Source organism: Peribacillus simplex, from assembly GCF_001578185.1.
Taxonomy (GTDB): domain Bacteria; phylum Bacillota; class Bacilli; order Bacillales; family DSM-1321; genus Peribacillus; species Peribacillus simplex_A.
Map to the genome: position 1 here is coordinate 1,332,024 of NZ_CP011008.1, position 12,535 is coordinate 1,344,558.

Consider the following 12,535-nt stretch of genomic DNA (forward strand, 5'->3'; position numbering starts at 1 on the left):
TTGCCCCTTAATTGGGTAGAATTTAGTCATGGAAATTTTTATTGTTGGAGGAATGGACATGAATTGCAAAATTAATCGTAATGCAGCAAAGGTCTTACAAAAAATGCTGGGCACTGATGAAGCCGAAGGGAAAATGATTCGTGTATATATCACGCATATGCATGGCGATCATGCCCATTATGAGATGAAACTAGATACACCGGCAGAGCATGATGAAATCGTCAAAACAGATAAAGATATCGATATCTTGCTTGATTCACGTGAGGAATTTCTGGATGGCGTCTGGATTAAATATTTTTATGTACCTGAAGAAGGCTTTGAAATCACGAACCCTTCTAAAGAGCCGCACGGACATCATCACAATTAAGACTAAGGGGGAGGATTTGGCATGAATCAAAAATACGAAAAGATCTTTCAACCATATAAATTTCCATCAGGGGTAGAAGTGAAAAATCGTATCATGATGGCTCCTATGACCACTTATTCTTCGGATGATCAAGGTGTTGTAACCGATGATGAACTGGCCTATTACGCTGAACGCTCGGCTGGTGTAGGTGCGGTGGTCACGGCATGTGCCTATGTATCTGCTGGAGGAAAGGGATTCCCAGGTCAATTTAGTGCAGATGACGATTCATTTATCCCATCTTTGAGAAAATTAGCGGAAACGATTCAGTCTAATGGGTCAAAAGCGATATTGCAAATATATCATGGAGGCCGACAAAGTCCTCCGGAATTATTGCCAGATAGCCAACCTGTTTCTGCAAGTGCCATTGCTTCCAACGATGAAGCACCGGTACCGCGGGAAATGGGTGAAGATGAAATACAAGACGTAATTAAGGCATTTGGAGGAGCAACAAGAAGAGCCATCGAAGCAGGATTTGATGGTGTGGAAATCCATGGAGCCAATACGTACCTGCTTCAACAATTCTTCTCGCCGCACTCGAACCGCCGTACGGATAACTGGGGTGGAACACTGGGAAAACGATTGATTTTCCCGCTTACCATTGTGAATGAAGTAGAGAAAACGGTTGCTGACCATGCGGAAAAACCATTTATCATCGGCTACCGCATTTCTCCCGAAGAAGGCAGCAATCCTGGAATCACTTTGGATGATACGCTCCAGTTTGTTGATAGATTAGCGAATCAAAACCTGGATTATCTACATATATCGGTAGGTCACTTCTGGAATGGGTCTTTCCGTGAGAGTGATAGGACAAAGTCTCGCATCGTTAAGATCTACGACAAAGTTGGGAATCGTATCCCGGTTGTCGGTGTAGGGTCCCTGCATACCCCCGATGAAGTTGCAGAAGCTATGGAAACGGGTGTCCCATTTATCGCCCTTGGCCGTGAGCTTCTAATGGAACCGCATTGGATTGAAAAAATCAGGTCTGGAAAAGAAGTGGAAATACGGACAACCCTTTCGAAAAAAGATCAGGATGAACTTGTCATTCCAGATCCGCTTTGGGAAAAGTTGATTCAGATAAAAGGTTGGCTCCCGGTTGTGGAATAATGATGAAACACCATGAATAGATGAGTTACCCGTCCTCTTTAGGTGGACGGGTTTTTGTTGAATTCACACAATAAACCGAGATTGAGAAACGGGCAAACCGATAAAATATCTGATGTGGAATTCAATTAAAATGTAACTGTCATACGTATATTACGCACATTCGAAACCGAGTATATTTAATTGCCGAAAAGCTTGTTTCTAAGGCAAATTGTTTTATTATTCTATTAGTTCAAAAAAGAATATCAACTTCGGCCAAAGTAGAAGCATTGAATCAGCAGAACGAACGACGTTTATTTTAGTATTGGCACTCGATTTAACCATTTCATTACAGTGAATACTATCTATAACACATATGTTTTTACGAAGATTCTGTAGTCATATACTGAAAAAAATTATATAATTGCATTAATATTTGTACCAATAAATAAAATGTATTATTATCAATTTAATAAGATGGTATAAAAAGGGGTGTTACAATGAAGTTTCCGCACGATTTTTTATTAGGAGCAGCCTCTGCCTCTTTTCAAATAGAAGGTGCATGGGATGAGGATGGAAAAGGTGTAACGAATTGGGATGTCTTTTCAAAGATTCCGGGGAAAACTTTTGAAGGTACAAACGGGGATGTAGCCATAGACCATTATCATCGTTACAAAGAGGATATTAAATTAATGGCAGAGATGGGACTTGAATCGTACCGGTTTTCCATTTCATGGGCACGTATTTTGCCCACAGGGGATGGAGAAGTCAATGAAAAAGGCTTGGAATTTTATAATAATGTTATTAATGAATGCTTAAAGTATGGGATTGTTCCATTTGTTACGCTGTATCATTGGGATTTGCCTTTGACGCTTGAACAAGATGGGGGATGGACGAATAAGCGAACAGCTGAAGCATTCGTCAAGTATGCGAAAATTTGTTTTCGCGCATTCGGAGACCGCATCAAACATTGGATCACGTTTAATGAAACGGTTATGTTTTGCGGTTTGGGCTATTTAAAAGGAGCGCACCCGCCTGGAATCCAAAACGATGAAAATAAATACTTTCAAGCGATACATTATGTTTTTTATGCACATGCAAAAGCGGTAGAGGTATACAAGGCACTGAATCATTACGGAGAAATTGGGATTACCCATGTTTTCCTGCCAGCTTACAGTATAGATGATAAACATGAGAATGTATTAGCTGCTCGGCATGCCAATGAATATGAAACTTTTTGGTATTATGACCCAATTTTAAAAGGTGAATATCCATCTTATGTGGTTGAGCAATTAAAGGAGAAAGGCTGGACGCCAAGTTGGACTGAAGAAGAACTGGATACGTTAAAAAGAAATGCGGAGAACAATGATTTTATTGGGCTTAATTATTACCAGCCCATTCGGGTGGAAAAAAATCGCGACGCTGTTTCAAACGTGGAGCATTCAAGAGAAACATCTACCCTCGCTCCAGGGAACCCGTCTTTTGATGGCTTTTATCGGACCGTAAAAATGGAAGATAAAACATATACAAAATGGGGCTGGGAAATCTCACCTCAAGGATTTTTAGATGGGCTGCATATGTTAAAAGAGCGTTATGGTGATATTAAAATGTATGTTACAGAAAACGGACTTGGTGATGAGGATCCGATTATCGATGGTGAAATAGTGGATGTTCCCCGTATTAAATATATTGAGGAACACTTAAAAGTGATTAAGCGTGCAATCAAAGAAGGCATCCATATAAAAGGGTATTATGCATGGTCTGTCATTGATCTATTAAGTTGGTTAAACGGGTATAAGAAGCAATACGGATTTATTTACGTGGATCATCATGATCAGTTAAAACGAAAAAAGAAGCTGTCGTTTCATTGGTATAAGCATATTATCGAGACGAGAGGGGAAGAGCTGTAAATAAAAAGAAAACCTCTTGATTTCAATCAAGAGGTTTTCTTATTTATAAGGTAATGATTGAATGCATCATTTAGTCGGACTAAGGTAAGAGCGTGTTTGAGCAACCTTTTCAAACATGCTCTTTCTATTGTTCATTAATCAAGGTTCCTGGTCTTAATTTGATCCAAATTAGTTTCAAAACTACACCATGAGCTGAATGGGGAATTAGTCGAAAGGTCAAACCTCCTGATTCCTAGTCTAAATCTCCGGCTTCAAATTTACCGGACTGGAAGTATGGTCCCGGATTGTAATGTAAATGTAAAAAGGTGTAAAAGTTTGTAAACAAATGTTAACGTTACTAACAATGTACAGTTTTACGTTTTACTGTATAATGTTGAAGCGTGGTCAAGAACCATGTCAAATAACCTTACAAAAGGAGAGTGCATATGACGATTATTCCTTAGTTTTGGAAAGGCCCCCCGCATGTTTGTAGTGAACGAATCAGTCCCGTTGAAAGGATAGTATCCTCTACAATAGTTAATTTATTTTCGATCGTGTAACTCCCTCTAAAATGAAAGAATGTCATTTTTCCTGATGATGGTAGATTCCAATCTTAAAAAACGAATAAGGATGTGAGTTTGAAAAAGATGATAAAAGATTCTAGATTTCAAGGATATAACATGAAGGGTTTTCAAAAAGACGTAACGGCAGGATTGGTTGTAGGTGTTATAGCCATTCCGTTAGGATTGGCTTTTTCAATTGCTTCAGGCGTCGAACCGATATACGGGTTATATACGACCATCATAGCTGGAATTCTCATATCGATTTTGGGTGGCTCCAAGTATCAAATTGGAGGACCAACCGGGGCGTTTGTTCCTTTATTATTTGGAATCGTTATGCAATATGGGTATGAAAGTCTGCTAATTGCCGGAATTTTAGCGGGAATGATATTAGTCTTGATGGGTCTTCTTAAGTTAGGCAATTTGATGAAGTTCATTCCCCGTCCAGTAATCATTGGATTTACAACAGGAATTGCGATAATAATCTTCTCGGGGCAAATTGCCAACTTCTTTGGTATGAAAGTGGAAAAACATGAAGCATTCATGGATAACATGAAGGAACTGGTGATTAAAGCAGACACGATCAATATATATAGTGTGTTTGTTGCGATCATATGTTTTGTCGTCATACTGCTGGCACCTAGACTCCTGCCACGAGTGCCAGGACCGCTCCTGGGTCTGCTAATATCCACAATGGCAGCTTACTTTTTATTTCCCGATAAGGTGGCTACAATTGGTTCCACGTATGGAGCGATTCCGAAAGGTTTTCCTGAATTCCAAGTGCCGGAGCTTTCAGTGGAAATCATTATCACCCTCCTTCCCGTTGCTTTTACCATTGCCTTGTTGGGCGGTGTCGAGTCATTGTTATCAGCTACAGTGGCCGATAATATGGGGGGAACCAAGCATGATAGTAATAAGGAATTGGTTGCCCAAGGGATTGCGAACATCACGGCTCCATTCTTCGGTGGGATACCGGCAACAGGTGCTATTGCCAGGACAGCTACCAATATAAAAAGCGGGGCAGCCTCCCCGATGTCCGGAGTCATTCACGGAATTGTCGTTTTACTGGTTTTGCTAGTACTTTCTCCATATGCAGCGCATATACCTTTGGCTAGCATGGCGCCCATATTGATGTTTGTTGCCTGGAATATGAGTGAAAGAAAGGAATTCGCTCATGTATTGAAAACGAAGACGGCGGATTCGACGGTTTTGCTAGTCACCTTCCTCATCACTGTCTTCACTGATTTAATCATGGGAGTGGGAATCGGCTTATCGATTGCATTCATCACCTTCATTGCAAAAATGAGCCAAACGTTAAAGGTTAGGGAAAGAAGTCATGAGATCACTGAGATTGTTCCAATTGATAATTCGGATTCAAAGATCAACGTGTATAACTTGGAAGGTCCCCTCTTCTTTGGTTCGATAGACGTCCTGGAGTCATCGATATTGGCGAACCTGGATAATAAGACGAAAGTGTTGGTATTAAGCATGCGCCGGGTAACATATATGGACACTTCAGCAGAGGCTGCACTATTGGCGATTGTTAATCGAATCGGAAAATATAAGGGGAAATTAATCATTTCCGGAATCCAGCAGCAACCAAAGGAATTGTTACTCAGCACTGGTTTGTATCATAAGATAGAAAAACAGCACTTTTTTAAATCGAAAGAAGATGCCCTGTATTTTGCCGAGAAGCAGTTGAAGGGCAATTCTGATAAAGTAGTCTAATAGATTCATCCTCGAGGTCACCTTATAGGATAGTTATGTTATAGTATCGTTAACAGTAGATTTTAAAAGAAGGTGACTATCTGGGTGAATGTATATCGGATTGGCCAGCTTGCTGAACTTGCGAATGTTTCGAGGAGAACCATTGACTATTACACACAATTAGGAATGCTGAGCTATGAAAAAACTGGGTCAAGATATCGGTATTATACAGAAGATGCTCTAAATCGTCTTCAAATGATTAATCGGTATAAAGAACAGAATATGCCCTTGACTGAAATCAAGGAACGGTTACTTGTTTGGTCTGAATCCACTGTTGATTCTGAGCAAGTGCTCTTGATGGTGGACAAGATATCTACAGACCTTAAAGGACTGGAGAACGAATTGCTTGAATTAAAGCCTTTACTGGAACAGCTCGATGAACGGCAGTTAACATATGCTGCAAAACAGCTTTCCGTTCGGGGCAGCTCTTTATTGAGCATCATTGCCATGTTCTCTTAAGATTTTGCCAAAATAAGACCTGATTGGGTCTTTTTTTGTCCTTTTATTTACATGGGGTAATATCCTCAATAACGTTTTCAAATCACAGGCATGACTTTAACTTTTATATAAGATAGTGGTACTTTGTTGGAATGGCCAAATAATCTTTTTTCGATAAAGATGAAGGATACTGGGGAATGGAAAAAGAAGAACATAAGTATCTACGACTATATGAAGAGGTGAGAGTGAATGATTGGATCAATAGTAACGACGGCTAAAGGTCATCTTCAAGGCACTTTGGAAAACGATATTTGCGTGTGGCGTGGAGTCAGGTATGCGAAAGCGCCGGTTGATTCTCTGCGTTTCCGCTCACCGGAGCCCGTTGAGAATTGGAGCGGTGTCATGGATGCAGTGGATTTTGGTCCCATTCCCCCCCAGCTGATGGATCGGGCTGTAAGAACAGGAATGGCAGGAAATGAAAAAATGGATGAGGATTGCTTGTTCCTGAATATTTGGTCACCTAGAGCTGATGATAAAAAACGTCCGGTAATGGTGTGGATCCCTGGTGGAGCATATATAACGGGAGCCGGATCTCTTGATATGTACAATGGACATTTATTGGCTAAGAATGGAGACGTAGTCGTTGTAAGCATAAACTACAGGCTGGGTGCACTGGGTTATTTGGATTTTACCGAGTTATCAGTTGATGGTGAAATATTCGAAACCAATTTAGGTTTACGAGATCAAGTGGCGTCTCTGAAATGGGTTAAAGAGAATATAGAAGCCTTTGGCGGCGACCCTGAAAATGTTACGATATTTGGAGAATCAGCGGGAGGGAATGCCGTAACGACCTTACTTACTGTCCCTTCTGCAAGGGGTCTTTTTAAACAGGCTATTGCAGAAAGTCCCGCTCCGACATCTGTTTACGGAAAAGGATTTGCACGCCAATTCAGTGAAAGGTTTCTTGAAATCTTGGGCATTGGAATGAAAGAAATCCATCGATTAAAAACACTTCCAGTTCAAGAAATTGTCGCGGCGTCCTACCAACTCTTACTGCAGAACTCACAAGCCTTGCCAGGTTCCCTATCATTTGGACCTGTCGTGGATGGTGACTTCCTGCCTGATTATCCACTAGATTCGATTCGATCAGGAAAAGCAAAGGGAATACCCTTGCTTATAGGAACAAATAGGGACGAAGCTACATTATTCGACCAGATGGATCACCCGTTAATCCCGACTAATCCAGAGATGATTCATAAAATGTTCGAAAATACTGATCCTGAGGCAAAAGAGCGAATTACGAATGCTTATTTGAACTACCCGGAAAAGGAGGCTTTGCTAGGCATTGGCCGTGATGCGACTTTCCATATTCCCTCGGTTTGGTATGCGGAGGCAAACAGTCGCTTTGAAAAAACATGGATGTACCGTTTTGATTATAAAACGGCGGCAATGCGCATAAGTAAATTAGGGGCGACACATGGTATGGAAATTCCTTTTGCCTTCCAGACTTTCGACTCGTCATTGGGCAAACAGATTACTTCATATGGTTCCAGGCCAGCGGCTTTAAAGGTATCCAATAGAATCCAGGGCCATTGGGTCAACTTTGCTAAGCGTGGAAACCCAAATCCCCCGGAAGGTGAAATATGGCCAAAATATGATGAAACCAATCACTACACAATGATTTTTGATAAAAAGGATTATATTGAAAAAGATCCTAACAGAATGATAAGGTTGGCATGGGAAGGAGTAGGGATTTACAAGTGAAATGTAGTGGATCGGAAGAAAGCGAGGAGAACATGGGCATCAATAAATATGTCAACGAAGTCATTGGCCCTTTTCTCGAAGCGGGCTTTATAAAAGTTTAATGAAGTCATTGGTGGATTGGAAAAGGCATGGAATCGATGTGTGGACGGACGGTGCCGAGCCCTGGATTTACTTTTTTGAGAGATTGGGTGAATTGAGCGCCCAATTGGTAGGGGCTGCAGGTGATGAAGTGATAATGGCAGTGTTAACTACAGCTAATCTGCATCAGCTTGCGGCCACCTTTTTTGAACTAAGAGCTGGCAGGAATAAGATTTTGGCGGAATGATTTCATCTTCTTCATGGAATTTACCACCCCGGCTTTTCACCTGGGTTAAATGTGTCGAAGGATTCAGTCCATGTAATTGAAGCGGCTTTGTAGTGCATAGATATCACTGGGAAAGGGTAGATCTGCAGAGATGAACGAGAAAAAGCGTTCATTGTACTTCCGACGATCTTATATCGTAGCGGTCAGAGGTTAACAAAGGAAGCCCATGCGCGTATAATCGAGATTGGATTCGATGCCTGTCATTCCGTGGGTGCCATTCCGCATCGGCTTTACAAGTGGGAAGTGCCCCCCCATATATTAAGCATAGGCCTTTTGGGCTCGCTAGAGATGATTACGGAAGTAGGAATAAAACAAGTCCGGAAAAAATCTTTGAGGTTGACTCAATATCTTATGGATTTAATCGATTCGGAATGATCGGGATACGGATTTGAAATTGGCACAAGAGATGAATCAAAAAGGGGAGGTCATATCATCCTTGAACATCAAGAAGGTTGCAAGAATATGTAAAACATTGAAACAAGACGCTATCATACCCGATTATCGTGAACCGAATATGATTCGTCTAGCACCTGTTGCTCTTTATACCTCTTTTCAGGAAGCTTATGAAACGGTACAGGTCCTTAAAAAGATCATGGATGGCAGGTTATATGAAAACTATGAAAATAAAAGGGGAATCATTGCCTAGAATGGAGCACCATATGGAGAAAAGTAAACTGCAACGTGAATTATCATCGAATCAAATCACAATGATTGCCATGGGATGTGCAATAGGCACCGGATTATTTTTGGGAAGTGGCCTTGCGATTTCGACGGCAGGTCCAAGTGTACTGATCAGCTATGCAATAGGTGCATTCATTGTCCTTCTATTGATGGGCTGTTTGGCGGAAATGACTGTAGCTTATCCAACATCGGGATCGTTTGGAACCATTGCTGAAAAATATATAAGTCCATTTGCGGGTTTTGTTGTGAGGTATTCATATTGGATAGCGAATGTCCTGGCCATTGGTGTCGAAGTGAGTGCCATCGCTGTATATATGAAATATTGGTTCCCGGATGTACCAGGAAGCATTTGGATTTTCCTTTTTGCTGCCTTGCTCATCTATGTAAATGCAACGAGTGTCAATACATTCGGGAATTTTGAGTATATTTTTTCAATGATCAAAATTAGCGCCATTGTCATTTTCATTCTACTGGGCGCCTACGTGGTGATTGGCGCCGAACCTTCAAGCGGGATCGGTATAGAGAACTATGCCAATGATGGAGGTTTTATGCCTTTCGGGTTTTGGGGGCTTTGGGTCGCTATATTTATTTCTCTCTTCAGCTTCTTAGGAACGGAGTTGATTGCGGTTACGGCGGGAGAAGCAAAGGACCCTGATATTGCCGTCCCTAAAGCTTTGAAGGCAACTGTATTAAGGCTTACCACTTTTTATGTACTGACAATCGGGCTCATGTTACTAATTGTACCCTGGCAATCCGCTGGTATTGATAAAAGCCCATTTGTTAGGGTGATGGAAATCCTGAATATTCCTGGAGCATCGGGCATAATGAATTTCATTATTTTAACGGCGGCTTTATCTGCAATGAATAGTCAATTATATGCCTCCACGAGAATGATATTTTCATTATCCGAGCAAAAGCAGGCTCCAGCCCTATTTCAAAAAGTAAGCCGGAAAGGAGTCCCGATAAGGGCCCTTCTCATATCCACTTTGGGCATATTTCTTGCTGCAGGAGTAAAGGTTCTTCTCCCGGATACTTCATATGCATTCATGATGGGGGTATCGATGTTCGGTGCCATTTTAACCTGGTTCATGGTGTTCATCTCCCATTTATTTTTCAGAAAGAGGTGGGAGAAATCAGGGGGGCGTAAATTACCGGTTAAAATGTATGGCTTTCCGTATTTAACGATTCTTGGTGCATTACTTTTGTTTGCTTTGACGGTATCTACTTGGTTCACTGGCCCGTTTAAAATCGTTCTCCAGTTCGGTGTACCTTGGCTGGTCTTTCTTTGCATCGTCTATTTATTAATGTCGAAAATCAAAAGAAGGTAAAGGGAAAGAGGGATGGTATGGATAAGGGACCAATGGATAAAGATGGTTTGGAAGAAGGTATAGTAACTGATTTTGATAAGGATATGTCCTATGGGGACTACCTGCAATTAAATCAAATATTATCAAGTCAGCATCGGCTTTCCGGTCATCACGATGAAATGTTGTTCATCGTTATTCACCAAACAAGTGAATTATGGATGAAATTGATCCTCCATGAATTGACTGCAGCAAAGGACCATATTGAGGCAGGACGTTTGGAGCCATCCTTTAAGATGCTATCCAGAGTGGCTAGGATCCAACAGCAACTTATTCAATCCTGGAATGTGCTTTCGACCTTAACGCCATCTGATTATATGGAGTTCCGGGAGAAACTAGGAAACTCTTCAGGGTTTCAATCATTTCAGAACAGGTTGATAGAATTTGCGATGGGTCAAAAGAATTCGCAAATATTGGCCGTTTTCCGTCATCAGCCTGAGCTTTATGAGTCGATGAAAGCAACTTTGAATAAACCTAGTATTTATGATGCGGCTATAGGGGCATTGGCTGCAAGAGGGCTTCCTGTTGATGAATCGGTCTTGAACAGGGATTGGCCTGAAACCTATCGGGAAAATGCCAGTGTTGAAAGCGCGTGGCTGACAGTTTACCGTGACGTGCATAAATATTGGGATTTGTATGAGTTGGCCGAAAAACTCGTTGATATTGGAAGTCAGCAACAATTCTGGAGATTCAATCATATGAGCACTGTAGAGCGTATCATCGGTAATAAGACGGGAACGGGCGGATCATCCGGGGTAAGTTACCTGAAGAAAGTGGTCGAACAGCCATTTTTTCCTGAGCTTTGGACATTAAGGACCAAGCTGTAAGATTTGACTGGAGGGGAATATGCATGAGTCAATGGTTAGATATTTCCAGCACCTTAATGAAAGTTCGCGATATTGGCCTGGAGAAACGCAATATTCATTTTGGTTGAATTCATTAACGGAAGGGTCATCCGTCAACGTAGGGAAATTCGGATGAGTACGCATTTAGGAATCCATATTGGATGCTCCCTTTCATTTTGATGGATAGGGAAAAAACATTACCGAACTTGATCTTGATTTATACTATGACCTTAGCCGTTTTCCTGAATGGATTCCACCGGATGAAGTAAATCCAGCCAAAGCAACCTGACCCCTTTTTTTAGGCTGAGGGATTCCTATCCTGGAAGGGCTTGTTCTTGACGAGGTGGAGTCTGGGTTGTACGATTTGGCTGCTTTGCCGCTTGTAATAGAAAGAGAGGATGGCAGTCCAGTCAAGGCCGTGGAGAAAAAGATAGGCTGATAAGGGGGATATGGGAATGGGCAAAATTGGAGTTTATGGATCTTCCTTCGATCCAGTCACCAATGTGCATTTATGGACAGCATCCACCATTGCGCATCGTGCTAAGCTAGACAAGGTGATTTTTTTGCCTTGTGCAAATGGACGTATCGATAAACAGATGAAAACGAGCAATGAACACCGTTGGGAGATGCTGGGGCTCGCAATAGGGGGCAACCCATTATTCGAAGTTAGTGATTATGAAATTAATGAATGCGCTGGAATGAGTAAACAATATACTTGGTATACGATGGAATATTTTAAATCACGATATCCAAAGGATGAAGTTTATTTCATTATGGGTGCAGATTTACTTGAGGATATTGACAATCAGGAGTTACCGGTACACTTACGATGGAAATTCAGGGAAAAATTGATTGCCAATCATAAATTCATCGTCATGGCACGGGATGGGATCGATATGTTAAAAATCATATCGAAAAGTCCGTTACTTAGGAATTATGATGATGGCAATACATTCCACCTTATAGATAAAGGCCTTTCAATGGAAATTAGTTCTACATATATAAGGGATGAACTTGCAATGGGAGGGGAACCAAGATATTTACTGCCTGATCAGTGTTATCAGTATATTGTGGACAATAAGCTATATCAAAAAGAATCAAATCCTTAAGTGTTAGCTGGGGATGAATGGGCTCGATCTCTCCGTTGGATCGAGCTCCTTTCGTTTGGAAAATGAATTAACCTTATATACGTGAATAAGTTTAAATAAAGGACTGGTGAAAAACAAAAACATAGTTGACAACTTGGTATACTTTGTTTTATGGTAATGATACATAAAATCAGAATATTCGCTGATCAGAGAACTGAAGGCATACTATCTCCTTGAATAAAATTAAGAAGGGAATAGTATGCCTTTTTTGTTGCAAAAAGTGAAAAAC

At 41.1% G+C, this 12,535-nt stretch carries 11 protein-coding genes; all 11 read left to right on the plus strand.

The annotated features are described in order from the left end of the window. The first annotated feature begins 58 nt into the window (after positions 1-58). On the plus strand, positions 59-367 hold the full coding sequence (locus tag UP17_RS06280) for an iron-sulfur cluster assembly accessory protein (RefSeq protein ID WP_061462152.1): 309 nt from the start codon (positions 59-61) through the stop codon (positions 365-367). A gap of 21 nt (positions 368-388) precedes the next feature. Then, positions 389-1,510, plus strand: a complete 1,122-nt coding sequence (locus UP17_RS06285; protein ID WP_061462153.1) for an NADH-dependent flavin oxidoreductase — start codon at positions 389-391, stop codon at positions 1,508-1,510. A 476-nt stretch (positions 1,511-1,986) separates the two neighbouring features. Continuing rightward, complete coding sequence (locus tag UP17_RS06290) at positions 1,987-3,396, plus strand: GH1 family beta-glucosidase (RefSeq protein WP_061462154.1); 1,410 nt, start codon at positions 1,987-1,989, stop codon at positions 3,394-3,396. Positions 3,397-4,022: 626 nt separating this feature from the next. Further along, positions 4,023-5,663, plus strand: a complete 1,641-nt coding sequence (locus UP17_RS06295; RefSeq protein ID WP_061466004.1) for a SulP family inorganic anion transporter — start codon at positions 4,023-4,025, stop codon at positions 5,661-5,663. Between the two features lie 84 nt (positions 5,664-5,747). Further along, positions 5,748-6,161 carry a MerR family transcriptional regulator gene (locus UP17_RS06300; protein ID WP_061462155.1) on the plus strand — a complete coding sequence of 138 codons (414 nt, stop codon included), beginning with the start codon at positions 5,748-5,750 and terminating at the stop codon, positions 6,159-6,161. 228 nt (positions 6,162-6,389) lie between these two features. Then, the gene (locus UP17_RS06305; RefSeq protein ID WP_061462156.1) at positions 6,390-7,904 is read left to right on the plus strand and encodes a carboxylesterase/lipase family protein; all 1,515 of its coding nucleotides are present in this window, start codon (positions 6,390-6,392) and stop codon (positions 7,902-7,904) included. 112 nt (positions 7,905-8,016) lie between these two features. Continuing rightward, a complete protein-coding gene (locus UP17_RS06310) occupies positions 8,017-8,229 on the plus strand; it encodes a hypothetical protein (RefSeq protein ID WP_155727258.1) in 213 nt (70 codons plus the stop codon). A gap of 475 nt (positions 8,230-8,704) precedes the next feature. After that, positions 8,705-8,914 carry a kynureninase/PvdN C-terminal domain-containing protein gene (locus UP17_RS06315; protein ID WP_141133703.1) on the plus strand — a complete coding sequence of 70 codons (210 nt, stop codon included), beginning with the start codon at positions 8,705-8,707 and terminating at the stop codon, positions 8,912-8,914. 1 nt (position 8,915) lies between these two features. Further along, entirely contained in the window at positions 8,916-10,277 is a 1,362-nt protein-coding gene (locus UP17_RS06320; protein WP_061462159.1) for an amino acid permease, read from the plus strand. A 17-nt stretch (positions 10,278-10,294) separates the two neighbouring features. Next, positions 10,295-11,140, plus strand: a complete 846-nt coding sequence (kynA, locus tag UP17_RS06325) for a tryptophan 2,3-dioxygenase (RefSeq protein WP_061462160.1) — start codon at positions 10,295-10,297, stop codon at positions 11,138-11,140. Between the two features lie 473 nt (positions 11,141-11,613). Further along, positions 11,614-12,267 carry a nicotinate (nicotinamide) nucleotide adenylyltransferase gene (nadD, locus tag UP17_RS06330; RefSeq protein WP_061462161.1) on the plus strand — a complete coding sequence of 218 codons (654 nt, stop codon included), beginning with the start codon at positions 11,614-11,616 and terminating at the stop codon, positions 12,265-12,267. The last annotated feature ends 268 nt before the right edge of the window (positions 12,268-12,535 follow it).

Coding starts and splice junctions, on each gene's coding strand:
- UP17_RS06280 (WP_061462152.1), top strand. CDS start 59: ATGAATTGCAAAATTAATCGTAATGCAGCAAAGGTCTTACAAAAAATG.
- UP17_RS06290 (WP_061462154.1), top strand. CDS start 1,987: ATGAAGTTTCCGCACGATTTTTTATTAGGAGCAGCCTCTGCCTCTTTT.
- nadD (WP_061462161.1), top strand. CDS start 11,614: ATGGGCAAAATTGGAGTTTATGGATCTTCCTTCGATCCAGTCACCAAT.
- kynA (WP_061462160.1), top strand. CDS start 10,295: ATGGATAAGGGACCAATGGATAAAGATGGTTTGGAAGAAGGTATAGTA.
- UP17_RS06285 (WP_061462153.1), top strand. CDS start 389: ATGAATCAAAAATACGAAAAGATCTTTCAACCATATAAATTTCCATCA.
- UP17_RS06320 (WP_061462159.1), top strand. CDS start 8,916: ATGGAGCACCATATGGAGAAAAGTAAACTGCAACGTGAATTATCATCG.
- UP17_RS06295 (WP_061466004.1), top strand. CDS start 4,023: ATGATAAAAGATTCTAGATTTCAAGGATATAACATGAAGGGTTTTCAA.
- UP17_RS06305 (WP_061462156.1), top strand. CDS start 6,390: ATGATTGGATCAATAGTAACGACGGCTAAAGGTCATCTTCAAGGCACT.